The organism is Cupriavidus metallidurans CH34, from assembly GCF_000196015.1.
Classification (GTDB): domain Bacteria; phylum Pseudomonadota; class Gammaproteobacteria; order Burkholderiales; family Burkholderiaceae; genus Cupriavidus; species Cupriavidus metallidurans.
The window spans coordinates 2,549,484-2,574,084 of sequence record NC_007974.2 but is presented as its reverse complement, the minus strand read 5'-3'; the positions used below and the strand labels follow the sequence as shown (position 1 = coordinate 2,574,084).

The 24,601-nt window shown below is 65.4% G+C and carries 18 protein-coding genes; 12 read left to right on the top strand and 6 right to left on the bottom strand.

The window, feature by feature from the left end; genetic code table 11:
* Positions 1-370: 370 nt before the first annotated feature.
* The gene (locus tag RMET_RS33180; protein ID WP_152560156.1) at positions 371-565 is read right to left on the bottom strand and encodes a hypothetical protein; all 195 of its coding nucleotides are present in this window, start codon (positions 563-565) and stop codon (positions 371-373) included.
* Between the two features lie 221 nt (positions 566-786).
* Between RMET_RS33180 and RMET_RS29615 the strand changes: the two genes are divergently transcribed.
* Together RMET_RS29615 and RMET_RS29610 are read left to right on the top strand one after the other, a co-directional pair.
* Positions 787-1,752, top strand: coding sequence for a YihY/virulence factor BrkB family protein (locus tag RMET_RS29615; RefSeq protein ID WP_011520204.1), 966 nt, complete (start codon positions 787-789; stop codon positions 1,750-1,752).
* A gap of 96 nt (positions 1,753-1,848) precedes the next feature.
* On the top strand, positions 1,849-3,441 hold the full coding sequence (locus RMET_RS29610; RefSeq protein WP_011520203.1) for a peptide chain release factor 3: 1,593 nt from the start codon (positions 1,849-1,851) through the stop codon (positions 3,439-3,441).
* A gap of 74 nt (positions 3,442-3,515) precedes the next feature.
* Here RMET_RS29610 and RMET_RS29605 read toward each other — a convergent pair whose 3' ends face one another.
* Both RMET_RS29605 and RMET_RS29600 read right to left on the bottom strand, forming a co-directional pair.
* A complete protein-coding gene (locus tag RMET_RS29605; protein ID WP_412854333.1) occupies positions 3,516-5,660 on the bottom strand; it encodes a TonB-dependent receptor family protein in 2,145 nt (714 codons plus the stop codon).
* A 270-nt stretch (positions 5,661-5,930) separates the two neighbouring features.
* A complete protein-coding gene (locus RMET_RS29600; RefSeq protein ID WP_041240729.1) occupies positions 5,931-8,084 on the bottom strand; it encodes a TonB-dependent receptor family protein in 2,154 nt (717 codons plus the stop codon).
* A 316-nt stretch (positions 8,085-8,400) separates the two neighbouring features.
* Here RMET_RS29600 and RMET_RS29595 point away from each other — a divergent pair, with 316 nt between their 5' ends.
* From RMET_RS29595 to RMET_RS29585, 3 genes are all read left to right on the top strand, one after another.
* A complete protein-coding gene (locus tag RMET_RS29595) occupies positions 8,401-9,660 on the top strand; it encodes an MFS transporter (RefSeq protein WP_011520200.1) in 1,260 nt (419 codons plus the stop codon).
* 71 nt (positions 9,661-9,731) lie between these two features.
* On the top strand, positions 9,732-10,649 hold the full coding sequence (locus tag RMET_RS29590; RefSeq protein ID WP_011520199.1) for a helix-turn-helix domain-containing protein: 918 nt from the start codon (positions 9,732-9,734) through the stop codon (positions 10,647-10,649).
* A 130-nt stretch (positions 10,650-10,779) separates the two neighbouring features.
* Positions 10,780-11,634, top strand: a complete 855-nt coding sequence (locus RMET_RS29585) for a mechanosensitive ion channel family protein (RefSeq protein WP_011520198.1) — start codon at positions 10,780-10,782, stop codon at positions 11,632-11,634.
* A gap of 113 nt (positions 11,635-11,747) precedes the next feature.
* Here RMET_RS29585 and edd read toward each other — a convergent pair whose 3' ends face one another.
* The gene (gene edd / locus RMET_RS29580) at positions 11,748-13,574 is read right to left on the bottom strand and encodes a phosphogluconate dehydratase (protein ID WP_029310203.1); all 1,827 of its coding nucleotides are present in this window, start codon (positions 13,572-13,574) and stop codon (positions 11,748-11,750) included.
* 321 nt (positions 13,575-13,895) lie between these two features.
* Here edd and zwf point away from each other — a divergent pair, with 321 nt between their 5' ends.
* The 5 genes from zwf (at position 13,896) to RMET_RS29555 (ending at position 19,187) form a co-directional block, all read left to right on the top strand.
* Positions 13,896-15,344, top strand: coding sequence for a glucose-6-phosphate dehydrogenase (gene zwf, locus RMET_RS29575; RefSeq protein ID WP_024570298.1), 1,449 nt, complete (start codon positions 13,896-13,898; stop codon positions 15,342-15,344).
* A gap of 81 nt (positions 15,345-15,425) precedes the next feature.
* Positions 15,426-16,106, top strand: a complete 681-nt coding sequence (pgl, locus tag RMET_RS29570; RefSeq protein ID WP_011520195.1) for a 6-phosphogluconolactonase — start codon at positions 15,426-15,428, stop codon at positions 16,104-16,106.
* 4 nt (positions 16,107-16,110) lie between these two features.
* Positions 16,111-17,121, top strand: coding sequence for a glucokinase (locus RMET_RS29565; protein WP_011520194.1), 1,011 nt, complete (start codon positions 16,111-16,113; stop codon positions 17,119-17,121).
* 6 nt (positions 17,122-17,127) lie between these two features.
* Positions 17,128-17,856: a response regulator transcription factor gene (locus RMET_RS29560; protein ID WP_008646337.1), complete on the top strand. Its 729-nt coding sequence runs from the start codon at positions 17,128-17,130 to the stop codon at positions 17,854-17,856.
* Positions 17,856-19,187 carry a HAMP domain-containing histidine kinase gene (locus RMET_RS29555; RefSeq protein ID WP_011520193.1) on the top strand — a complete coding sequence of 444 codons (1,332 nt, stop codon included), beginning with the start codon at positions 17,856-17,858 and terminating at the stop codon, positions 19,185-19,187. The genes RMET_RS29560 and RMET_RS29555 overlap by 1 nt, the downstream gene beginning before the upstream one ends.
* A gap of 12 nt (positions 19,188-19,199) precedes the next feature.
* Here RMET_RS29555 and RMET_RS29550 read toward each other — a convergent pair whose 3' ends face one another.
* Positions 19,200-20,135 (bottom strand): 2-hydroxyacid dehydrogenase, encoded by a 936-nt coding sequence (locus RMET_RS29550; protein WP_029310204.1) that lies wholly within the window; start codon positions 20,133-20,135, stop codon positions 19,200-19,202.
* A gap of 226 nt (positions 20,136-20,361) precedes the next feature.
* Here RMET_RS29550 and RMET_RS29545 point away from each other — a divergent pair, with 226 nt between their 5' ends.
* The gene (locus RMET_RS29545) at positions 20,362-22,122 is read left to right on the top strand and encodes an OPT/YSL family transporter (protein WP_029310205.1); all 1,761 of its coding nucleotides are present in this window, start codon (positions 20,362-20,364) and stop codon (positions 22,120-22,122) included.
* Positions 22,123-22,131: 9 nt separating this feature from the next.
* On the opposite strand, the gene RMET_RS29540 is transcribed toward RMET_RS29545, so the two are convergent.
* Entirely contained in the window at positions 22,132-23,529 is a 1,398-nt protein-coding gene (locus RMET_RS29540) for an aminotransferase-like domain-containing protein (protein WP_011520190.1), read from the bottom strand.
* A gap of 111 nt (positions 23,530-23,640) precedes the next feature.
* Here RMET_RS29540 and cyoA point away from each other — a divergent pair, with 111 nt between their 5' ends.
* A complete protein-coding gene (gene cyoA / locus RMET_RS29535) occupies positions 23,641-24,600 on the top strand; it encodes a ubiquinol oxidase subunit II (RefSeq protein ID WP_011520189.1) in 960 nt (319 codons plus the stop codon).
* Position 24,601: the final 1 nt, after the last annotated feature.

Below are 24,601 nucleotides of genomic sequence, written 5' to 3'. Positions count from 1 at the left end.
ATGCCATTCGGTTTCGCGGCTGTAACCGAAGGCGTGAATGTCGGCTGCAAGCGCGTGCACGCGCGCAACAAGCCGGCAAACCGTGGGCGCTTCAGCGGGCCGGCCTGGCCGGCAGCCCGGGCCGGATTCGGGGGGAAACGGAAGATGAGCGGTGGATTAACGGCCTGCGCATCCACTGGAAGGGCGGCCATGCGAGTCCAGGCCACGAGGTGAGCGGTTCGGCGTCCACATGGCATGTCCGGCGTGGTAGACAGCGATGCCTGTGCACCTTGTTGCAACCCTGAAACAGGCGGTCAGGCGATCCGCTGCCGCAGAAATGGGTACGCTCGGTGCTTGCCGAACCAGACCGCACCGCGCTCGGTGCCGTGTTCTAGCGAGGCGTGCCGGCCGGGGACGACGCGCTGGTGGCTGCGGCTTGCGATCCGTTACTGGAGATGGGTTTGGGGCCCGGCCCCGGCGCCTGATTCCGATCGCATCCTGCCAGCGTGCCCAGGCAGAACGTCAGGCAGAGCGTCAGCCCGATGTCGCGCACAACATGGGACCGGCCAAGCATGGTGCGAATCACGATTGCCTCCTGGTATCCCGGCGAGTGGATGACCCGGCCGGTTATTGTGCCTTGATCTACTCTAGCAGGCGTGTCCGCGCGGTGCTTGACCGCGCGCACTATGATGAACTCACGCCCGGATGCCGATGACGGCGGTCGTATTCATCGTGGCGCGGCCGCACGACTTTGACGGTGCCGATCTCTCCACTTATGCTTGGCGAAGTTACCCAAGGATGAACGCCATGCCCCCTGAACACGCCCCAAACAACCCGGAGCAGGCTTCCTCGCAACGGGCGCCCAGGCGCTGGCTTCCAGACCGGCACACCGGTGGGCGCACCGTGCGCGTGGTGTCGGCCTCAATCAATTCGTGGCTGGACCATCGCGCCGCCAGCAAGGGCGCGGCGTTGTCCTTCTACATGCTGTTCTCGCTGGCGCCTATCCTGGTGCTGGTCATTTCCATCGCCGGACTGTTCTTCGGCGCCGAGGCGGCGCGCGGTGAGATCTTCGCGCAGATTCAGGATCTGGTCGGTGCCAAGGGCGCCGCCGCGATCGAGGGCATTCTGGCCGCCACGCATCGCGCTGGCGGCAGCGGTGTGGCGGCAGTCATTGCCACCGGCATCCTGTTCGTCGGCGCCACCAGCGCGTTCGCAGAGCTCAAGAGCAGCCTGGACGACATCTGGCATGCGCCGCCGCCGGCCGGCGCTGGCTGGCAGAAGCTGCTGCGGGCCCGGCTGCTGTCCTTCAGCATCGTTCTGGTACTGGCTTTCATGCTGCTGGTGTCGCTAATCGTGAACGCCGCGCTGGCCGTGATCGACCGTTTCTGGGGGCAGCTCTGGACGGCCACATGGTTCGCGCCGGTGGCTGAGGGCATCTCGACGCTGTTTTCGTTCGCCGTCGTTACCGCGCTGTTCGCAGTGATCTTCAAGATGCTGCCGAATGCGCGCATCGCGTGGCGCGACGTGATGATGGGCTCCGTCATCACGGCCTTGTTGTTTGCCGTGGGCAAGCGCCTGATCGGCCTGTACCTGGGCAACAGTGCGGTGGCATCGTCGTACGGGGCGGCCGGATCGGTCGTGGCGCTGATGCTCTGGATCTATTATTCGGCACAAATCTTCTTCTTCGGTGCCGAACTGACGCGCCAATACGCACTGCAATTCGGTAGTCTGCGCGGTCATGATCCCGCGCAGGAGCGCGAAACGGTAAAATAGCGCCCCTGTCCGCCCTCGGGCCAGCCGCGCCCCGGTGCCGCTGCGCCGTTCGGGCCTTTGCCATCACCAGATATCACCTGCCAGGTTCCCCCAGCCGTGAGTTCGCTCGTTTCCGAAATTGCGCGTCGGCGCACATTTGCCATCATCTCCCACCCGGACGCGGGTAAGACCACACTGACCGAGAAGCTGCTCTGGTTCGGCGGCGCAATTCAGGTGGCCGGCGAGGTGCGCGCGCGCAAGGCCGATCGCCATGCCACCTCGGACTGGATGGAGCTGGAGAAGCAGCGCGGCATCTCGGTGACGTCGTCGGTGATGCAGTTCCCGTATCAGGCGCGTCCGGAGTTGCCCGAGAACATCGTGAACCTGCTCGACACGCCGGGCCACGAGGACTTCTCCGAAGACACCTACCGCACGCTGACCGCCGTGGATTCGGCCGTGATGGTGATCGACTCGGTCAACGGCGTGGAAGCGCAGACGATCAAGTTGCTCAACGTCTGCCGTTTGCGCGCCACGCCGATCCTCACGTTCATCAACAAGCTGGACCGAGAAGGCCGCTCGCCGATCGAACTGCTCGATGAAATCGAGGACGTGCTCCAGATTCAGTGCGCGCCGATGACCTGGCCGATCGGCATGGGCAAGGCGTTCCGTGGCGTGTATCACCTGATCGACGACAAGGTGCAGCTGTTCGACCCCAAGGGCGAGAAGGGCACGGCGGCGATCATCGACGGCATCGACAACCCGGAACTCGACCGTCTCCTGGGCTCGCAGGCCGAGGAGCTCCGCATCGAGGTGGAACTGGTGCGCGGCGCGTCGCACACGTTCGACAAGGAAGCGTTCCTGGCCGGCAAGCAGTCGCCGGTCTACTTCGGCTCGGCCATCAACAACTTCGGTGTGCAGTCGCTGCTCGACGCGCTGTGCGAGCTGTCGCCCCCGCCGCTGGCGCGCCAGACCGAAAGCCGCACCGTGGAGCCCGAGGAGGCCAAGTTCACCGGCTTCGTATTCAAGATCCAGGCGAACATGGACCCGCGTCACCGCGACCGCATTGCGTTCGTGCGCGTCTGCTCGGGCCGCTTCGATCGCGGCATGAAGCTGCTGCACGTGTCGCAGGGCAAGACTGTCGCGATCAACAACGCCATCACCTTCATGGCGCAGGACCGTAACACGACTGAGGAAGCCTTCGCGGGCGACATCATCGGCGTGCCGAACCACGGCACGATCCGTCTCGGCGACGTGTTCACGGAAGGCGAGCCGCTGCGCTTCACGGGCATCCCGTCGTTCGCGCCCGAGTTCTTCCGCCGCGCGCGACTGAACAACCCGCTCAAGGTCAAGCAGCTGCAGAAGGGTTTGCAGCAGCTTGCCGAAGAAGGCGCGACGCAGATGTTCCGTCCGCTGGCTTCGAACGATCTGGTGTTGGGCGCGGTCGGCATGCTGCAGTTCGATGTGGTGGCGCACCGCCTGGAGCACGAGTACGGTGTGGACGCGATCTTTGAATCGCACGAATGCGCCACGGCCCGCTGGCTGAAGGGCGATCCGGCCGAAATCGAGAAGCTGATCGACAAGGCCGGGCACAACGTGGCGCTCGATGGTGCGGGCGACCATGTCTACCTGGCCCCAAGCATGGTCAACCTGCGTCTGACGCAGGAGCGCTTCCCGAATATCCGGTTCCTGGAAACGCGCGAGATCGTCTGATCCCCAGCGTAGTTCGAGAACGGAAACGGCCCGCAGAAGCGGGCCGTTTCCGTTGGTGCGTGAGGCGTGACCTGTCAGTACGCCAGCGATGCCTGGATATAGAACGTGCGCGGCATGCCGACGTACATGCCACGGTTGTTGTCGACAGAACGCGTGAAGTAGCGGCGATCGAACAGGTTCTTGATGCCGACTGCCAGCTTCAGGTTCTGCGCGGCCTTGCCGAAGTCGTAGCCCATGCGCATGTTCAGCAGCGCATAGCCGGGAATGTCGCCGAGCGTGCCATCCGCCGATTGCTGCGTCTGGTACATGGGGTTGTTTTTGGCCGGGTCGCCTGACGAGTGTTGCTTCGACTGCGCGAAGCCGTCCACATTGAAAGCCCAGCGGTTGCGCACGTATCGCATCCCCAGCGTGGCCACGTGGCGCGAATAGAAGGGCAGGTCGCGGCCAGCGAACGCGCCTTGCTGGTAGGTGGCGTCCGTGAACGTGTACGTGGCGTAGGCGGTCAGGCCGGCCAGCTTTTTCGTCAGCGAGCCGAAGTCGAAGCGCAGGCCCGATTCCATACCGCGGTGCTTCGTCGCGCCAAGGTTCGTCCACGCATCCTGCAAGCCGTTCCGGCCGGCGCGCAGCTGCAGTTCGTCATCGAAGTTGATGTTGAACAGCGTCAACTCACCGCCCCAGCCGTTCACGTCATGAAAGTGCGTGCCGATTTCATAGGTCTTCGCCTTCTCGGGCGTCAGACCGTTAGTGGTGCGGTTGATCTGCGAGTACTGGACGGGCCCGAACGAAACGCCCGCATTGGCGAAGGCGGTCCAGTTGTCGGTGACGTGGTACATCACCGAGACCGACGGCAGCGGCTCGTTCGCCGAGTTGTCGGTTCGCTTGCCGATCATGTTGTCCGTGATGTTCGAGCGGATGAACTCGTAGCGCAGGCCCGGCGTGATCGTCCACTTGCCCCAGTTGATGGTGTCGTCGATGTAGATCGCGTTGGCCGTGGTGCTGCCGTCGCTGGACTGGTACAGGTTGCCAGGCAGGTTGGGCGCGTACACGCTGCCCGGCGTGTAGAAGGCCGTGCGTGTTGTCCGTTCGGAACTGGCCTCGCGCAAATAGCGATAGCCGACGCTAACCTCGTTGCTGACGCTGCCGGTGCGGAACAGCTGCGAGTAGCGCGGCTCGATCGCGAACACGTGATAGCCGCGCGGCGATTTGGTCAGCAGCATCCGGCCGCCGTTTTGCCGCTCGAGTGTGCTGCCGCGAAAGCTGTCGGTGTAGTACGTCAGGACTTCGAACTTGCGGTTGTTGTCGTTGTGCGCGTACTTGAGCGAGAAGTCCGTACGGCGGCCTGTGAAATCGTCATACGGGCGCGTGGACTGGAACGGGTTAGCCGCGAATTGCTCCGGCGTGAGGCCCCCCGGCATTCCGGCGTGCGCTTCGTAGTAGTGGAAGGCGGCCGAGAGCTCGTCGGTCTTGGAGATCCGGTAGGCGCCCTTGAGCATCAGGTCGTCGATATCGACGTTGTCATTGCTCTCGCGGTAGCCATTGCCATGCACGCCCGAGTAGAGCAGGGCGCCACCGAGACCGTTGTCGTTGGTGCCGCCGATGAAGGCCGTGGGGTTGGCCTTGATGTTGCTGCCGTGGCTGTAGATGTCGGTGGAGACCGACGCGTCAGCCGCGAAGGTTCTGGGGATCGGGCGCGTCACGAAGTTGATGATGCCGCCCACGTTCTGCGGGCCGTATCGCACTGAACCCGCGCCACGCACCACGTCGACTGCCGCGAGGTTGCCCAGCGACGTAGGAGCCATTGACAGTTGTGGCTGTCCATAAGGCGCTGCGGCCACAGGCACGCCATCCATCAGGATCGTCGAACGGGGGGAGAGCCGCGAGGTCAGCCCGCGCACGCCCACGTTTAGCGAGATATCGCTGCCGCCTGTGCCATTGTTGTCCTGCACTTGCACGCCGGGCACGCGTTTCAGCACGTCGCGCACGTTATTGGCGCCCGTCTCGACAATGGCCTTCCGGTCGACGATGGTCCGTGCACCGGGATGCTCCAACACCTTTTCCTCGCTGGGGGCCTCGAGCCAGTTGCCCACCACGGTCATGGTGTTGAGCGTGGTCTCATTGGCCGGGGTGGCGGTCGGTGCGGTCTGGGAGCGGGAGGAGAGAGGAAGGGCGAGTAGGGCGACGCCGGTGGCGCAAAGGGTCAGGCGAAAAGCTGGCAGCACAGTGAACATCCGAGGTAGGTAAATGCAAGGGCCTGATGGTGCGCAGCGCAGCGCGTCGCGAAACGCACGAACTGCGTCATAAGGCCTTTAAGTCTTAAATAGGAATGATTTGCAATTACACATCCAGCGGCGAATGTTGTCGAACATGTATCGTGATTGGATCAATGTTGATACATATAAGATTGCAGGCGGCCCGGCTTGCCTCCGTTGTCGCTCGACATGGTTCGCGGCGCCAACCGCATGCGTTGCCAATCCGGTGCTCGGGAATCGTCAGTACGCCAGCGACGCCTGCAAATAGACCGTGCGGGGCATACCCACGTACATACCCAGGTTGTTGTCGTTGGAGCGCGTGTAATAGCGGCGATCGAAGACGTTCTTGATGCCGAGCACCAGCTTCAGGTTCTGCGCGGTCTTGCCGAAGTCGTATCCCACGCGCACGTTCATCAGCGCATAGCCGGGGATGTCGCCGAGTGCGCCGTCTGACGATTCCTGGGTTTGATACACAGTCGATTGCGCCGGATTGCCTGGCGAGCGTTGTTTCGACTGCGCGAAGCCGTCCACATTGAAAGCCCAGCGGTTGCGCACATATCGCATTCCCAGCGTGGCCACATGGCGCGAATAGAAGGGGAGATCGCGTCCAGCGAATGCGCCTTGCTGGTAGGTGGCGTCCGTGAACGTGTAGGTGGCATAGGCGGTCAGGCCGGCCAGCGTATTCGTCAGCGAGCCGAAGTCGAAGCGCAGGCCCGATTCGACACCGCGATGGGTGGTGGCGCCGAGGTTCGTCCACGCATCGAGCGCGCCGCCGCGGCCTCCCTGAAGCTGCAGTTCGTCATCGAAGTCGATATTGAATAGCGTTAGCTCCCCGCCCCAGCCGTTGACGCCATCGAAGTGCGTGCCAATTTCATAGGTCTTCGCCTTCTCGGGCTTCAGACCGTTCGTGGTCGACGCGATCTGGAAGTACTGCAGCGGACCGAACGATACGCCTGCGTTGGCAAATGCCGTCCATTTGTCGCTGAGGTGGTAGAGCATGGACAACGATGGCAGCGGTTCGTCGGCCGATACGTCCCGCCTGACGCCAGTGAAGTGGTCAGTCAGGTTCGTGCGGATGAATTCGTAGCGCAGACCCGGCGTGATGGTCCAGTTGCCGACATTGATCGTATCGTCGACGTAGAACGCATTGGCCGTAGTGCCGCCCGTGCGCCACTGATACACGGGTGCCGGCAAATCGGGCGCATAGACGCTGCCCGGGGCGTAAAAGGCGGTACGCGTGGCTTTTTCCTCGCTGCCCTCGCGCAGGTAACGGTAGCCGACGCTTATCTCGTTGCTGATGCTCCCGGTGCGGAACAATTGCGAGTAGCGCGGCTCGATGGCGAACACATGGTAGTTCCGTGGCGAGGTGGTCAGGCGGAGACGCTGTGGCGTGGTGTTTCTGCGCGGTTGCTCCAGCGCGCTCCCGCGGAAGCTGCTGGTGTAGTACATCAGCACTTCGAAATTGCGGTTGTTGTCGTTGTGCGCGTACTTGAAGGAGTAATCAGAGCGCCGGCCCGAGAAACTGTCGTACGGACGTGTGGACTGGAAGGGATCGTCCGCGAACTGCTGCGGTGTCAGGCCGCCCGGCATACCGGCGTGTGCGTCGTAGTAGTGGAACGCAGCCGAGAGTTCGTCGGTCTTGGAGATCCGGTAGGCGCCCTTGAGCATCAGGTCATCGATATCAACGTTGTCATTGTTCTCGCGATAGCCGCTGCCGTGCACGCCCGAGTAGAGCAGGGCGCCACCGAGGCCATTGTCATTGGTGCCGCCGATGAAGGCGGTGGGGTTGGCCTTGATGCTGCTGCCGTAGCTGTAGATGTCGGTGGAGACAGACGCGTCGGCCGCGAAGGTCTTGGGGATCGCCCGTGTCACGAAGCTGATGATGCCGCCGACGTTCTGCGGACCGTATCGCACCGAACCCGCGCCACGGACCACGTCCACCGCTTCCAGATTGCCCAGGGACAGCGGCGCCATGGACAGTTGCGGCTGCCCGTAGGGCGCCACGGCCACCGGCACGCCATCCATCAGGATCGTCGAACGGGGGGAGAGCCGCGAGGTCAACCCGCGCACGCCCACGTTCAGCGAGATATCGCTGCCGCCTGTGCCGTTGTTGTCCCGTACCTGGACACCAGGCACCTGGCGCAGCACATCGCGCACATTGTTGGCCCCTGTCTCGGCGATGGCTTCCCGGGCGATGATGGTCCGGGCGCCGGGGTGCTCGAGGACCTTTTCCTCATTTGGGGCCTCAAGCCAGTTGCCCACCACGGTCACGGTCTTGAGCGTGGCTTCGTTGCCCGCGCTCGCGGCTGGTGGGGTTTGGGATTGGGAGGAGAGGGGGAGGGTGAGAAGCGCGACGCTGGTCGCGCAGAAGGCAAGGCGGAATGCTGGCAGCACAATGGATATCCGGGAAGCATTGACATGTGCCCGGTGCGACATTGGCGTGGCAAAAAGCGAGCCATAAGGCACAAGGCTGGGCGAGTATAAATGCGAATGGTTCGCATTTACTTTGTGCTTTCTCAAGTTCCTGCCCGAAGGCACTACATCAATGCATCAACGTTGATACATGAAGCGTCAGCACTTCCCGACCGCCTCGTTTAGAATCACCACCTTTGTGTCCAAGTGCACGCATTCGTGCGCTTCCCGCCTCGCAGCACACCAAATATGCTGCCGAAACATCTCCGACGTGCTCCTTCGAGCGCCGATACACCCAATGTCCACCGCCCCCGCGCAAGCGGCTGACGAGCCGCAAACCGTTTTTCGTGATCCTGCTTTCCGGCATTTCTGGTTCGCCCGGCTTTGCACCACCATCGCCTATCAAATCTTCACTGTCGCCGTCGGCTGGCAGATGTATGACCTGACGCGCGATCCGTTCATGCTCGGCATGGTCGGGCTGGTGCAGTTTCTGCCGTCGATCGTCCTGCTGCTGATGTCGGGTCATGTGGCGGACCGGTTCGATCGCCGCATCGTGGTGCGTACCTGTCAGGTGCTGGAAGCGCTGATCGCGGCATTGATGGCCGCGGCGAGTTTCTCGGGCTGGGTCACGAGCGAGCACATCTTCCTGTTCGTTGCAGCGATCGGCGGATGCCGCGCCTTTGAAACCCCCACGCTCCAGGCATTGCTGCCCAGCGTGGTGACGTCACGCCAGTTGCCGCGCGCCGTGGCGTTGTCGAGTTCGGCGGGGCAGACCGCGATCATCATCGGGCCGGCGCTGGGTGGCTTTGCCTACGTAGCGGGGCCCGGTGTGGTCTATTCGATCAGCGCCGCGCTGTTCGCGATTGCCGCGATCCTGGTCACAACGCTGAAGCTCCGGCAGGCCGCGCAGCGGATGACCGCGCAGGCCAGCCTCAAGACCCTGTTCGCCGGATTTGCCTATATCCGAAGCCATCAGGTGCTGCTGGGCGCGGTGTCGCTGGACCTGTTCGCGGTGCTGCTCGGCGGCGCCACGGCGCTGCTGCCGATCTACGCGCGCGACATCCTGCATACCGGTCCGTGGGGTCTTGGCCTGCTGCGCTCGGCGCCCGCGATCGGCGCGTTGACCACCGCGCTCTGGCTGGCCCGCAACCCGCTCAACCGTCGCGTTGGGCGCGTGATGTTCACGGCCGTGGCGATCTTTGGTCTGGCGACGATGGTGTTCGGCGTTTCCAAATGGCTGCCGTTGTCGATGGCAGCGCTCGTGGTGCTCGGTGCTTCAGACATGATCAGCGTCGTGGTGCGCCAGACGCTGGTGCAGCTCGACACCCCCGATGACATGCGCGGACGCGTGGGCGCGGTGAATTCGGTGTTCATCGGCGCTTCCAACCAGCTTGGCGAGTTCGAATCCGGGGTGACCGCCGCGCTGCTCGGGCCGGTTGGCGCGGTCCTGCTGGGTGGTGTCGGCACGCTGATCGTGGTGGTGGCGTGGATGCGCCTGTTCCCGAACCTCACCGAGCGTGATCGCCTGCACGACCATCATCCGGCCAAGGCAAGCTGAGCGGCATGGCCGCTCGCCGGCAGAAAAGCGTACCCGTTTCTGCGCGCCGGTGATCGCGCTATAGTCGCCCAATGTCCGCCCCCTCCACACCCCTCCATGACAACGCGGTGTTCTCCGCGCTCACGCAATCGCGTGCGTCGCTGGAGCGTGCCTGCGCGCTGGGTGACGGGTTTGGCCTCGCGCTCTGGCGCAACCGGATGGACGACACCGCGTATGCGCGGCCCGGCCATCACACGATGTCGGTCTACCTCGAAGGCGGCTTCTCGACGTACCGGCGCGACGCACCCGACCGCAAGGGCGCGCCCGACCGCCTGTGCCTGCTGCCTGCCGACCATGAGTCTCGCTGGCACGTCGGCGGCACGCAGCGCTTCATGCATCTCTACTTCCAGCCCGAGCATCTGGCCTGGCACTGCGTGCGTGTGCTGGACATGGAGCCACGCGCGCTGCAGTTGCAGGACCGTCTGTTTGCCGAGGACGATGCGCTGGTCGCGCTGACCCGCCAGATGGTTGCGCTCGACTGGGAAGCGCCCGACATGCGCATGGCCGCCAATGCGATGGCGCACGAGGCAGTGACGCGGATGCTGCTGTCACACGGTACGCGCCAGCCTTCGGTCGACTGGCGCGGCGGTCTTTCCGCCGCCGCGCGTCGGCGTGTGACGGAGTGGGTTCACGCCCATCCGGCCGCTAATCCCACGCTCGGAGACCTGGCCGCGCTGGCGGATCTGTCTGAGTACCACTTCGCGCGCATGTTCCGCATTTCATTCGGAATGCCCCCGCATGTCTGGATCATGCGCGCGCGGCTGTCACGGGCGTGCGGGCTGCTGGGCGACCGGCGGCTCTCGTTGCAACAGGTAGCCGACCAGGCTGGCTTTGCCTCCGCCAGCCATTTCAACAACAGGTTCCGCGCCGCCTATGGGGTGACGCCGGGACAAGCGCGTGCGTCTGGAATGGGCGCACTACCGTCTATTTCGGCCTCTCAGGGATCGTAAGGCGCACATTTAGGCCGCTTCGCTGCACTGCGTCACGCAGAAATGGGTACGCTTTTGCTGAAGACCGATCCGGAACGTCTCGGTCCGACGGGTGTCTACGAGCTTTGCCCTGAAAGGAAGGAGCCGACGGATGGACCTGAAATTCATTGATGCCGCCAAAGTCGAGGCCACCTGGACCTATCTCGCGCAATTCGCGGTTAGCCAGGGGCTGAACCTGCTGGCTGCGCTGGCGATACTGGTTGGCGGGTGGTGGTTGTCCGGCCGCGTCAGCCGGGCGTTGACGCGGGCGCTGCAGCGCACCTACATCGACGACACCCTGAGGCCGATGCTGACCGCGGTGGCGCAATGGATCATCCGGATCCTGACCATCGTGCTGGTGCTGTCGCAGTTTGGTGTGCAGACCGCCAGCATCATCGCGATGCTGGGTGCCGCCGGCCTGGCGATCGGGCTGGCGTTGCAAGGCACGCTGCAGAACATCGCGGCCGGCATCATGCTGGTGCTGCTGCGGCCGTTCCGCGTCGGGCAGTACATCGACGCGCAGGGCGTGGCGGGCACGGTGCGCGAAACCGGCCTCTTCATGACCGAGTTGACGACGGCCGATGGCGTTTGCATGCGCGTGCCGAACGGCAAGATCTGGGGCAGCGCCATCACCAACTACAGCGAGAACCCGACGCGCCGCCTGGACATCGAGGCCATCGTCACGTTCGACAGCGACATTCAGGCGGGCCTCGATGCGCTCAAGGCCATGATGGCCGAGGAGTCACGCCTGCTGCCCGAGCCGAGGCCCGAAGTCATGGTGACCCGCTACACCGACCGGGGCATCACGCTGAACGCGCGCTACTGGACGAACAGCGGCGACTTCTGGAACGTCCAATATGGCTTCTTCGGCCGGCTGCAACAGCGGCTAGAGGATGCCGGTTGCCGCCTGGCCGTACCCGTGCAGGAGGTACGCAGGCCAGAGAGCGGCGACGCCGCCCGGGCGTAACCCACACGCACGCGAAACGCGGGCAAAACGCGTACAAAACGCGCGCAAGAATCGTACGCAGAAACGGGTACGCTTTCGCGGCCGCCGCCCCGGCGGCCGTCCCCCCAATTCCATTAATGCTCTTCCGCGAACAGCGAACACGCGCCGGCTTCGGCTGTGCTCACGTGCGCGCGAAAGCCGCCGAAGAGGTCGCGGCCCACGCCATGCCGATTGCGTGTCAGATCGGGCGTGTCCATGGGCCGGGACGCCCATTCCGCCTCGTCGACCCTGACCGTGAGCACGCCTGCCGGGGCATCCACGCGCACGATATCGCCCGTGCGGACCTTGCCGATCTCTCCGCCCGAATGCGCTTCGGGGCAGACGTGGATGGCAGCCGGTACTTTGCCCGATGCGCCCGACATGCGGCCATCCGTCACCAGCGCCACGTGGAAGCCGCGATCCTGCAGCAACGTCAGCGTCGGCGTGAGCTTGTGCAGCTCGGGCATCCCGCACGCGGACGGGCCTTGCCACGGGAGCACGGCCACGAAATCACGCTCCAGCTCGCCACGCTTGAAGGCAGCCAGCAGATCGTCCTGGCGATGGAACACGATGGCGGGTGCTTCCACGACCTGATGCTCGGGTTTGACGGCCGATGTCTTGATGACGCAGCGGCCGAGCTTGCCATCGAGCAGCTTGATACCGCCGTCGGGGGCGAACGGGCTGTCGGCGGTGCGCACGATGGTGTCGTCCAGGGACTTCACCGGGCCGTCGATCCAGCTCAGCTTGCCGTCTCGCAGCACCGGCTCGCGCGTGTAATCGGCCAGACCGGTGCCGGCGATCGTATTGACGTCGTCATGCAGCAGTCCCAGCGACAGCAGCCCACGTATCACCACCGGCAGCCCGCCGGCCGCCTGGAACTGGTTCACGTCGGCCTTGCCGTTCGGGTACACGCGCGCCAGCAAGGGCACGGCGGCGGACAGTTCGTCGAAATCGTCCCAGGTCAGGAGAATGCCGGCCACGCGGGCCATGGCGATCAGGTGCAACGTGTGGTTGGTGGACCCACCAGTGGCCAGCAACCCGACGATACCGTTAACAAAGGCGCGTTCGTCCAGGACTTCGGCAATCGGCATGTAGCGCGTGCCGCCGTGGACGAGCCGCAGCGCCTGGCGCGCGGATTCGCGGGTCAGGGCCTCGCGGAGCGGCGTGTTCGGATTGATGAAGGCCGTGCCCGGCAGATGGAGGCCCATGATCTCCATGAGCATCTGGTTCGAATTGGCGGTGCCGTAGAACGTGCAGGTGCCCGGGCCGTGGTACGACCGTGTCTCGGCTTCCAGCAGTTCCTCGCGCCCGATCTTGCCTTCCGCGTAGAGCTGGCGGATGTGCGCCTTTTCCTCGTTGCCCATGCCGGTCGTCATCGGGCCACCCGGCACGAACACGGCGGGCAGGTGTCCGAACGACAGCGCGCCCATCACCAGGCCTGGCACGATCTTGTCGCACACGCCGAGGCAGAGCACGCCGTCGAACATCTGGTGCGATAGCGCGACCGCGGTGGCCATCGCGATCACGTCACGCGAGAACAGCGACAGGTCCATGCCGTCCTGGCCCTGCGTGACCCCATCGCACATGGCCGGCGTGCCACCGGCGAACTGCGCGGTACCGCCGGCTTCCAGCGCGGCTTCCTTGATCCACTGCGGAAAGGCGTTCAGCGGCTGGTGTGCGGACAGCATCTCGTTGTAGGCCGACACGATCGCGAGATTCGGCCGCTCCTGCGCCTTGAGCCGGATCTTCGCGTCATCGGGCATCGCCGCCACACCGTGTGCGAGATTGGTGCACGACAGGTTGGCGCGTTCGACCTTCTGGCCCGCCATGGCGCGGGTGCGTTGCAGGTAGGCCTGGCGGGTAGGGGCACTGCGGGCCACGATGCGGGCCGTGACCGCATCCAGTACGGGGTGGCGGGGCATGGAAGTCTCCTGTAGGGCGCTATCAGCGTAGTCGAAATTCCTGGGCATCATCGGAATGCCGTCCCGATCGACGACATGTCCGTCTGCATGGGGCGTCTGCATGTGGGATTGACGCGGCTCACGGATGTTCCGCCACGGTGACCCGGGCCACGCAGAAACGGGTACGCTTTGGGTCCGATGTGCGGCGCGGGTCATGCTCGTGGCCACTTCCCCCTGCCCAAGCGGCGGCGAGTGACGTACCATGGCCGGAACCAATGCGCCGCGCGGCGGACTCAATAGTTGCCGGGGCGCCCCATCCCCCGCAAGGAGCCCAGGGTGAGCTTGCCCGATTTCGACATGGTGCTGTTCGGCGGCACCGGAGACCTGGCGCGGCGCAAGCTGCTGCCAGCCCTTTTCGACGCGCACCGCACGGGGTGTCTCCACCCGTCCTCGCGCATTCTCGCTACCGGAAGTCATCCGCACACCACCGAGCAATACAAGGCGATGCTCGAGGAAAGCGTGCGTCCTGGCCTCGAACATGCGCCACCCGAAGCGTGGACCTCGTTCATGGATCGTATCGGCTACGTGCAGGCCGACGCGCGCCAGCCGGCGCACTTCGACGCGCTGGCCGAGCAGGTGCTGGCCCGCAAGCCCGAAGTGGTCGTGTGCTATCTGGCCACGGCGCCGCATATCTTCGTGCCGATCTGCGAGCAACTGGGGCGAACCGGCCTCAATGCACCCAACGTGCGCGTGGTGCTTGAGAAGCCGCTCGGCCATGATCTCGACTCGTCGGAGGCGATCAACAACGCCGTGTCGCGGTATTTCGGCGAGGAACAGATCTACCGGATCGACCATTACCTGGGCAAGGAATCGGTCCAGAACCTGATGGCGATCCGCTTCGCCAACGCGCTGTTCGAGCCGCTGTGGCGGCGCGAGTGGGTGCAGGACGTGCAGATCACCATCGCCGAGGAACTGGGCGTGGAGACACGCGGTGATTTCTACGATCGCACCGGCGCGCTGCGAGACATGGTGCAGAACCACCTGGTGCAACTGCTGTGCATGGTGGCGATGGAACCGCCGGCCAGCCTGTCCGAAGACGCGATTCGCGACGAGAAGATCAAGATCCTCAAGGCGCTCAAGCCAATCCTGCCGCAGGACGTTGCCGAGAAGACCGTGCGCGGCCAGTATCGCGCCGGCGCCGTCGGCGGCAAGCCCGTGGTCAGCTACGTCGACGAGCAGGGCATCGCCGCCGACAGCACGACCGAGACCTTTGTTGCCATCAAGGCCGAAATCGCCAACTGGCGCTGGGAAGGGGTGCCGTTCTACCTGCGCACGGGCAAGCGGATGCAATCGCGCGTGGCCGAGATCGTGGTCCATTTCCGCGACGTGCCCCATGCGATCTTTCCCCGGCCGCTGACCCTGTCGCCGCAGAACCGGCTCGTGATACGGCTGCAGCCCGAAGAGAGCATCCGCCTGTATTTCCTGGTCAAGCAACCGGGCGATACCGTGGAGCTGACGCCGACCTCGCTCGATCTCGACTTCGCCAACTCGTTCAAGATGCGCCGTGCGGGCGCATACGAGCGGCTGTTGCTCGACGTGATCCGCGGCAAGCTTGGCCTGTTCGTGCGACGCGACGAGCAGGTGCAGGCGTGGCGCTGGGTCGAGCCGATTCTCGATACGTGGGACCAGAGCACCGTGCCGCCCAAACCGTACACGGCCGGCACCTGGGGACCGGCGGCATCGTCGGCCCTGATGTCGCGCGACGGCGCGTTATGGCATGAGGAGGCCTGACGCGCCACCGAAGGATCGGAGACATCGGAAACATCGGATTCACCACGACACGAGAACCATAAGGAGTAGAAGGAGCAGCCCATGCGCCAATTCGAACATGCGACGTTGATGGACCAGGCTGAATCACTGGCCATCTCGATCGGTCACGCGCTTGATCTCGCGATCAAGGCCAAAGGCTGGGCCGTGCTGGCCGTGTCGGGCGGCAAGTCGCCACAAGCCATGTTCGAACGACTGCGCTACCGCCCCGTTCGCTGGGAAGCCGTGACGGTCACGCTGGTCGACGAGCGCGCGGTGCCGCCCGATGACGCCGACAGCAACGGAGCCATGGTGCGCAGCCACTTGCTGCGCGAAGGCGCGGGCGTGGCGGCCTGGGCGCCGTTGATCCGCGATGAGGCCGAGGCCGCGCATCCGCAAAGCGCGGTGGCGCGCCTGAATCAGGCCTTCCTGCAACCGGATGTAGTAGTGCTGGGCATGGGCGAAGATGGTCACACGGCCTCGCTGTTTCCGGATGCGCCTGAGCTTCAGACCGCCCTGTCCGAACCGACTCCGGGCTATATCGTTACCCATCCGTCCGTCGCGCCCCATGCGCGCGTCACGCTGAACCTGGCCGCGTTGCTGGCGGCGGACCGCATGTTCCTGGCAATCAGCGGCGAGAAGAAGGCCGCCGTGCTGGAGCAGGCGCTGAAGACGCCGACGCCCTCGTTGCCGGTCAGTGTCGTGCTGGCACGGCACCGCCACGGCGTCGATGTCTTCCGGGTCTAAGCCGATGACGGATCGCGCGATGTCCTATCCCCGGATCCTGGCCGACGTGGGCGGCACCAACGTGCGCTTTGCCATGGAGACGGCGCCGATGCGGATCGGCGAGATCACCGCATACAAGGTGGCCGAGCACGCCTCGCTCGAAGCCGCGATGCGGCTCTACATGCTGACGCGTAGCGGCGCGGCCCGGCCGCGCCATGCGGCCATCGGCCTGGCCAATCCGGTCACTGGTGACCAGGTCAAGCTGACCAACCACAACTGGGCGTTCTCCGTCGAGGCCATGCGCCGCGCGCTCGATCTCGACACGCTGGTGGCCATCAACGACTTCACCTCGCTGGCGCTGGCGCTGCCGTATCTGCCCGACGCCAGCCTTGTGCAGGTACGCGACGGCACGGCGGTGGCCACGGCGCCCCGGGCCTTGATCGGGCCGGGAACCGGCCTTGGCGTATCCGGCCTGATTCCCGCGCCGGGTGGCGCGGTGGCGCTGGCGGGCGAGGGCGGACACATCGAGATCATGCCGGTCACCGACGACGAGTGGATCGCCTGGCGCGCCGCCCACGATCAGTTTGGGCGCGTGTCGGCGGAGCGGCTGCTGTCGGGTATGGGTCTCTCGCATATTCATGCCGCGCTGTCCGCAGAAATGGGTACGCCTCTGGAGGTGCCGCTGGCACCGGCGCAGGTGACGGACGGCGCGATGCGCGCGGGCGACCCGGTATGCCGCCGCGCTTTCGACGCGTTCTGCGGGATGCTCGGCTCGGTTGCCGCCGATGTCGCGCTGGTGCTCGGCGCACGTGGTGGCGTCTATCTCGGCGGTGGTATCGTTCCACGCTTTGTCGATGCCCTACGGGCGTCGACGTTCGCGGAGCGCTTTGTCGCCAAGGGCCGCATGGGCAGTTTCCTTGCCGATGTGCCGGTGTACGTGATCACGGCCGAGTATCCGGCGCTGCCGGGCCTGGCTCGCGCACTGGCGGATCGGCTTGAAGCCGACGCGCGCCGCGCCGAGACCTCTCAATCCTGAAAGACGATGCGTGTATTGCTGGTAGAAGATGACGCCATGATCGGCGAAAGCGTGAAGGTGGCGCTGCGCCAGGAGGGTTTTACGGTCGACTGGGTGCGCGATGGCGATGCCGGGCTCGACGCCGCATCGGACCAGCACGGTCCCCGGGCCGACGGCGGCTACGACGTGGTGCTGCTAGACCTGGGTTTGCCGCGCCGCCCGGGGCTCGACGTCCTGAAGACGCTACGGGCCCGCAACGTACGCACGCCGGTGCTGATCCTGACCGCGCGCGACGCGGTGGCCGACCGCGTGGCAGGACTCAACGCTGGCGCCGACGACTACCTGATCAAGCCGTTCGACCTGCAGGAGCTGGCGGCCCGTATGCACGCGCTGGTGCGCCGTGCCGAGGGGCGCGCGGAACCGGTGCTGCGCTACGGCGACATCATGCTCAACCCCGCCACCCGCGAAGCCACCCAGGCCGGCGCGTCCGTCCGGCTGTCGGCGCGTGAATTCGCACTGCTGTCGGCGCTGATGGCTCGACCCGGCAAGGTGTGGTCGGTGCCGCAGCTTCAGGAGCGGTTGTATGGCTGGGATGATGAAGTCGGCAGCAATACGGTGGAGGTCTATATCCATGCGCTGCGCCGCAAGTTCGGCGCGGCGCTGATTCGCAATATCCGCGGGGTGGGCTATGTGATCCCCGCCGAAAGCGGCGCGGAACAAGACACCAAGGGTGGTCCCGAGGGAGCCATGCATTGATGCGCTCGATTCAACGTACGCTGCTCTGGTGGCTGGCGGCGGGGCTTGCCGTGGGGATCGCCGTGGCCACCGCGCTGATCTATGGGCAGGCGCGGCAGGAAGCCAACGCGCTGTTCGACTACCAGATGAAGCAACTGGCGGCCGCGTTGCCGAGCCAGTTTTCCGCGCCGGCGCCGCCGCCGTTCGATTCCGGCAGCGCCACCGGCGCCGACCTGCTGCATGCCGACGAGGACGTCGTGATCCATATCTGGGATGGATCGGGACGCAGCCTCTATCTGTCGCACTCGCATCCGGCGTTGCCCCCGCAGGCGGAGCTGGGTTTCTCGAATGCGCAGACCAACTCTGGCGAGTGGCGCATCTACAGCGTGCAGCTCGGGCCGGCGGTCGTGCAGATCGCCCAGCCGATGAGCGCGCGTCGCACGCTGGCCGCGCATATGGCGCTGCGCACGGTGGCGCCGCTGCTGCTGTTGTTGCCGCTGCTTGGCTGGCTGGTGTGGCTGGCGGTGGGGCGTGGCCTGCGGCCGCTGCGCGAGATTGCCAGCGAGGTGAGCGCGCGCGATGCCAACACGCTGGCGCCGCTGTCCGTGCGCAATATGCCCGTGGAGATCGCGCCGTTATCCGATGCCTTGAATCAGTTGCTGGGGCGGCTGGCGCATGCCATCGACACGCAACGCGCGTTCGTGGCCGATGCCGCTCATGCGTTGCGCACGCCGCTGGCCGCGCTGCAGTTGCAGGCTCAACTCGTCGAACGCGCCGAAAATGCCGAGGCCCGGCAGGAGGCCGTGGGCCAGCTACGGCAGGGGCTTGAGCGGTTGACCCACCTCGTGGCGCAGTTGCTCACGCTGGCGCGGCAGGAGCCAGGTGCCGTGCCGCCGCCACATGAACCGATCGACCTGCGCGAACTGGCCGTCGGCGTGGTGGCGGATATGTCCCAGGCCGCCATCAATCGCGATATCGACCTCGGTCTGGATGACAAGGCCGGGAGTCAGGCCACCGTGCGTGGCGATGCCGATGCCTTGCGCATCCTGCTGACCAATCTGGTCGACAACGCGCTGCAATACATTCCGCGTGGCGGTTGCATCGATGTGCGGGTGAGCGAGATCGCGGCGGGTGTGGAACTGGCCGTGATCGACAACGGCCCGGGCATCTCAGCCGCCGAGCGCGAGCGCGTATTCGATCGCTTCTATCGCGTTCCAGATGCGCCCACCGGCGGCAGCGGGCTGGGTCTGGCCATCGTGGCCGAGATCGCACAGTCGCACGGCGCGCGCGTCTTTCTGGAAGATGCGGCGCCGGGGCTGTGTGTGCGGGTGGTGTTTCCTGTGACCGCCTGATCTGTCGGCTGATCAGAGTACCGGCGCCACCAGCGGCTCGCCGGCAAAGTGCCGCCGCGCGTTCTCGACGAACTGGCTGACCGAGGCGAAGATTGCTTCGGGCGACCAGCCGGCCACGTGCGGCGTCAGCACGACGTTGGGGCAATCGAACAGTTCGACGGGCGGTGCCGGCTCGCTTTCGTAGACATCGAGCCCCGCGCCGCCTAGTTCGCCTGCCCGAAGCGCGGCCGCCAGCGCCGCCGTGTCTACCACGCTGCCACGCGCGATATTCACCAGATAGCCCGCCGGGCCCAGCGCGCGCAGCACGGGCGTGTCGACCATATGGCGCGTCTCTGCGCCGCCCGGCGTGGCGATGATCAGGTAGTCGGCCCATTCGGCCAGGGACATCACGCTGTCGAAGTAGCGATGCGGCACGTCCGTGCGCGGGCGGCGGTTGTGATAGCCGATTTCCAGATCGAACCCGAGACCACGTTGCGCGATTCGCCGGCCGATCGTGCCCAGCCCGACGATGCCCATCCGCTTGCCCGACAAATTCGGGGCCAGCGGCAGCGCATTGCGCCAGATGCCTTCGCGCGTGGCGCGATCGTACGCGGGTACGCGGCGTACCGACGCCAGCAGCAACGCCATCGCATGGTCTGCCACGCAACTGTCATTGGTGCCGGCGCCGTTGCCGACGGCAATGCCGCGTTCGCGGCATTTGGCGGTGTCAATGTTCTCGTAGCCGGCACCCATCGCGCAGACCAGCTCCAGCGCGGGCATGGCGTCGATTTCTTTCGCGGTCAAGCCAATGCTGCCGATGGTGAGCACCGCGCGGAAGGTCTTGCCATTGGTAGCGACCTCGGTAGCGCGTTCGGCGGCAGTCGGCGCATAGCGAACGTCGTAGTGTTCGGCGATAAGGGCGAGGTGGGCAGGTTCGAGATGGTTGAGGATGAGCAGAGCGGGCTTCATGACTTCAGGACGTAACGGCAAGGCGAGGGAGAGACTGCTTCTGGATGTCGGCTTCAGCGGCCGAAGCGCCATTTTATGCCTGATGCTCGATGGCTGCCGGCCCTCGCCCACGCTCGCAGAAACGGGTACGCTTCGGGCATTTGGCGTGCGCAGAAATGGGTACGCTTTGGCGGTCGAGGATGGTGGAGATGTCCGGCATCCTCCCGCAGCCGCTCGCAATCACCCGATGCCCACTACCCTCACCCGAGAATCCCCAACCTGGCTGCCCGCCCCCGATAGCTGGCAATACCACCTGCTGCTCGGCGCGGCCGGGATGCTGATCCTGGGGCCGCTCGGCGGCATCGCCGCGGCCTACATGAACTTTTCGCTCGGGTTCTTCGTGGGGGGACAGGTACTGGCCGGCATTCTCGGGTCGGCCGTGACGGCGGGCTACGGCGCATCCGGGCGTCACGGCGCGAACTACATCCAGACCGCCGCCGCGTCCGTGGCTGGCATGAGCGGCATGGCCGTCGTGATCCAGGCGATGGGCTGGATGGGCATGACGCCGCCGCCGATGTGGCAGTTGATCAGCTATATGCTCTGCATCGGCATGTATGGGGTGGGCGTGGGAATGCTCTATACCCCGCTGCTGGTGGACCGGATGCAGCTCACGTTCCCGTCCGGGCTCGCGGTGGCCAATATCCTGCGCGCGCTGACCGATCCCGTGCTGCTGCGGCGCTCGGTTGCCCGCCTGGCGGGCGGCACCGGGCTTGGCGTGCTGGCGAGCATCGGTGCCACACGCGTGGTATGGCTTGGCGCGATCGACCTGTCGGCTTCCACGTTTGGCGCGGGCATGATCGTCGGTGCCCGCATTGGCATCGCGGCGCTGGTCGGCGGGCTCGCGAGCTGGGCGTTGACGCCGTACTTTGTTTCCATCGGCTGGCTGGCACCGGGCGACCCCTATCGCAAGATCACGTTCCTGATCGCGCTGGGCATGATCATGGGCGCGGCGGCCGTCGATGTGTCGCTGCTCCTGATGCGCGCGGCGCAACGCACGCGTGCCATTGCCTCGGGCGGCAGGGCGCCGCAGCGCTGGATCGTCGCATGGGTAGCGGTCTGGGGCGCGGCGGTCGTGGCCACCGGCGTGGCCTGGTTCGGCCAACCGGTCGGCTATCAACTGATGGCCGTGGCACTGGTGCTGATATTCGCGCTAGTCAACGGCATCTCGGTCGGCATGGTCGACCAGAATCCGATTTCGTCCGCGTTCGTGCTGACGGTGATCCTGATGGCGGCGGTGGGTTTGCGTCAGCCGCATGTCGGCTTGATTGCCGCAACCGTGCTGCTGGTCTCCACCGCGGAGGCGTGTGACATGCAGCAAGACCGTTCCACCGGCTGGCGCCTTGGCACCAATCGCATGATCCAGTTCGGCTATCAGGTCGCCGGTATCGTCGTGGGCGCGATCCTGGCGGTGCTGCTCGCGCGTCTGTTCATGGAAGCTTATCCGGTTCTGCGACTGGATCAGACCACGCTGCCCGCCGATGCGCAGCCCGCGCGCTGGACGTCGGCCATGACCTACAAGATTGTCGGTGCGCTGCGCAGCATGACTGAGGACAAGCCGTATCTGCGTCTGGCGGTATGGATCGGCCTGGGCATTGGGCTCGTCACCGAAGTCCTGCGCAAGCTGATAAGGGCGTCGGCGCGTTATCGCCGGTTCGCGGAGCAGAGCCGTGTTGGCAAGGGCTGCGATTTCCTTCTGGATGCCGTGCTGCTGCCGTCGCCGTATGCGTCGTCCTTCGGCGGCTTCGTCAACTTGCCCGCCGCCGCGTGGATGGCGGCCGGTGGCGTGGTCGCCAGCCTGGTCGACAGCCGGGTGCAATCGTCATCAAAGGATGCGGCGTTGCCCGATGACATGAGCACGACATCGCTGGTCGGTGGCGGACTGATCGCCGGCGATGCGCTGGCCGCGCTGGGGTTCGGCATCGCGGGCCTGCTGGCGGTCGTGCACTGATACGGCGGACTAGATCACCTGCAGCATTGCGTGTGGCGGCTTGCGTGCGAGCAACCCCGACAGTTTCTTGAGCGCCATCGAAAGCTGCGCGCGCTCCGCCACGCCGCCGAGCGATATACGAATGGCGTTGGGCGCATCGGCTCCATCGGAAAACGCATCCGATGCGGTCACCCGCAGGTGCTCGTCGCTGGCCGCGCGGCTGAATCCGCTCGACGTCCAGTAACTTGGCAACGGGTGCCACACATGGATGCCAGATTGCGGCGACTGGTCTGCACCGATCAGCCATTGCCGCGCCATCTGCTGCCGCGCCGCCGCTTCGCTGCGAATGCCGTTCAGCAATGCCTCGGCGGACCCATCGCGAATCCACTGCGTGGCAAGCGCGGTGGCAATCGGCGACGCCATGAGGGTGATCGCGCGTAGCGCGGCCAGAATCAATTCCTGCGTGTCGACATCGGGCGCCACCACGTATGCGGTGCGCAATCCGGGGCTCAGGCATTTCGACAGGGTCGCGATATGAATCGTTTGCGCCGGCGCGAGTGCGGCCACCGGGGGCGGCGCGTCGGGCGTGAGCAGCCAGTACGGGTCGTCCTCGATGATCCGCGCGCCGCACCGGGCGGCCACCCGTGCGATGTCACGCCGACGGTGCTCGGGCATCGTGTGCGTGGTGGGATTCTGCAGCGTCGGGTTCAGGTAGATGAGCCGAATCGCGTGCGCGCGGCAAGCGGCCTCGAGCGCGTCGGGGCGCATTCCGTCGTCATCTGTCGCCACCGTCACCACGCGCCGCCCCGTTTGCGCCGCCGCCGCGCGCAGCCCCGGATAGATCAGCGGCTCCGCCGCGATGACTGACCGGGGGTCGCTGAGGCTGAGGATCACTGCCGACAACGCCGATTGGGCGCCGGGACTGGCGATCACGCGTGAGGACGCTACCGTTCCAAGCATCGGTCCGAGCCACCGCGCACCGGCTTCGCGATCCGGCTGGGTGCCGCCGCCCAACTGGTAGGTCATTAACAGGCTGGCGTCCGCGTGCAGCGTCACCTGCGCCAACCCGCGCCGGAGCATGTCGTCGAAGTCGATGCTCTCCGGCGGTGGTGGCACGTTCATGCTCAGGTCCACAGTCTGGGCCAGTTCGAAGACCGGCGCGGCGACGAAGGTGCCGAGCGAGCCGCGTGGTTCGACCAGCCGGCGGCGCCGCGCCTCGGCCAGCGCCCGCGTCACCGTGGTCAGGTCCACGCCAAGCATTGCTGCCAGTTCTCGCTGAGGCGCCAGCCGGTCCCCGGGAGAGAGCCGCCCGTCCGCCACCGCGTGTTCGAGGAATCCCGCGATCTGCAGATAGCGCGGCCCGCCGGTCGGGCTGAACTCGCCGATCCAGGCCGGCTTGCCTGTAAGCGCGGATGTCTTTGTACGCACCGAAAAATCCGTCTTGTATGGATGTTGTCTTACCTTAGCATCCCGCGCACCTCAGGCCAATCCATACAAATACCCGGAATACGCCTGTGCCCCCATCAATAGGTGTCTGAAATGCGTGAGCGAGTTACCGCCCCGGAGCATGTCCGCCGGCGGATACCCATCCCCCCCAAAGTCCGCGCGTGGCTCTACGTCGCGGCTCCCCTGATCCTCAGCGGTTGTTCCTACGATCTGCTCTCCCCGAGCGGCGCCGTAGGTGTACAAACGCGCAACCTGATCGTGTTGTCCACCGCGCTGATGCTGTTGGTGGTCATCCCGGTCATCATCCTGACGCTGGTGTTCGCGTGGCGGTATCGCGAGACCAACACCAAGGCCGAGTACGCGCCGCGCTGGTCGCATTCGACCAAGATCGAGGTCGTCGTCTGGGGCATCCCGTGCGTGATCGTGGCGCTGCTCGGCATCATCATCTGGGACACCACGCACAAGCTCGACCCGTTCCGGCCGCTCGAGTCGAAGGTGGCGCCGATAGAGGTGGACGTCGTCGCGCTCGACTGGAAGTGGCTGTTCATCTATCCGCAGTACGGCGTGGCATCGCTGAACGAGCTACCTGTGCCGGTCGGCACGCCCATCAACTTCCGCATCACGGCCGAATCGACGATGAATGCACTGTTCATCCCGAAGCTCGGCAGCATGGTCTATGCGATGAGCGGGATGCAAACCAAGCTGCATCTGATCGCCGATGAAACTGGCGTGTTCGACGGCCGCTCCGCGGCCTACAGCGGCGCCGGCTTCTCGGACATGCATTTCCGGACGGTTGCCACCTCGCGCGAGGATTTCGATGCGTGGATCGCCCGCGCCCGCGCGTCCGGCAACGTGCTCGACGAACAGACCTACCGCGCGCTGAAGCAGCCCAGCAGCAAGGACCCGGTCACCATCTACGCAAACGTTTCGCCACGCCTGTTCCAGGGTGTCGTCGATCAATACATGGCCAGCAATGGCGACATCTGCCGCGCGGACAGCCCCGAGACGCTGCGCGCCGCTCTGCCGCCGCTGCCCGACACCGTGGAGCAATAAC

Coding starts and splice junctions, on each gene's coding strand:
- RMET_RS29590 (WP_011520199.1), top strand. CDS start 9,732: ATGTCCGCCCCCTCCACACCCCTCCATGACAACGCGGTGTTCTCCGCG.
- pgl (WP_011520195.1), top strand. CDS start 15,426: ATGCGCCAATTCGAACATGCGACGTTGATGGACCAGGCTGAATCACTG.
- edd (WP_029310203.1), bottom strand. CDS start 13,574: ATGCCCCGCCACCCCGTACTGGATGCGGTCACGGCCCGCATCGTGGCC.
- RMET_RS29545 (WP_029310205.1), top strand. CDS start 20,362: ATGCCCACTACCCTCACCCGAGAATCCCCAACCTGGCTGCCCGCCCCC.
- RMET_RS29595 (WP_011520200.1), top strand. CDS start 8,401: ATGTCCACCGCCCCCGCGCAAGCGGCTGACGAGCCGCAAACCGTTTTT.
- RMET_RS29555 (WP_011520193.1), top strand. CDS start 17,856: ATGCGCTCGATTCAACGTACGCTGCTCTGGTGGCTGGCGGCGGGGCTT.
- RMET_RS29585 (WP_011520198.1), top strand. CDS start 10,780: ATGGACCTGAAATTCATTGATGCCGCCAAAGTCGAGGCCACCTGGACC.
- RMET_RS29565 (WP_011520194.1), top strand. CDS start 16,111: ATGACGGATCGCGCGATGTCCTATCCCCGGATCCTGGCCGACGTGGGC.
- RMET_RS29550 (WP_029310204.1), bottom strand. CDS start 20,135: ATGAAGCCCGCTCTGCTCATCCTCAACCATCTCGAACCTGCCCACCTC.
- RMET_RS29560 (WP_008646337.1), top strand. CDS start 17,128: ATGCGTGTATTGCTGGTAGAAGATGACGCCATGATCGGCGAAAGCGTG.
- RMET_RS29615 (WP_011520204.1), top strand. CDS start 787: ATGCCCCCTGAACACGCCCCAAACAACCCGGAGCAGGCTTCCTCGCAA.
- cyoA (WP_011520189.1), top strand. CDS start 23,641: ATGCGTGAGCGAGTTACCGCCCCGGAGCATGTCCGCCGGCGGATACCC.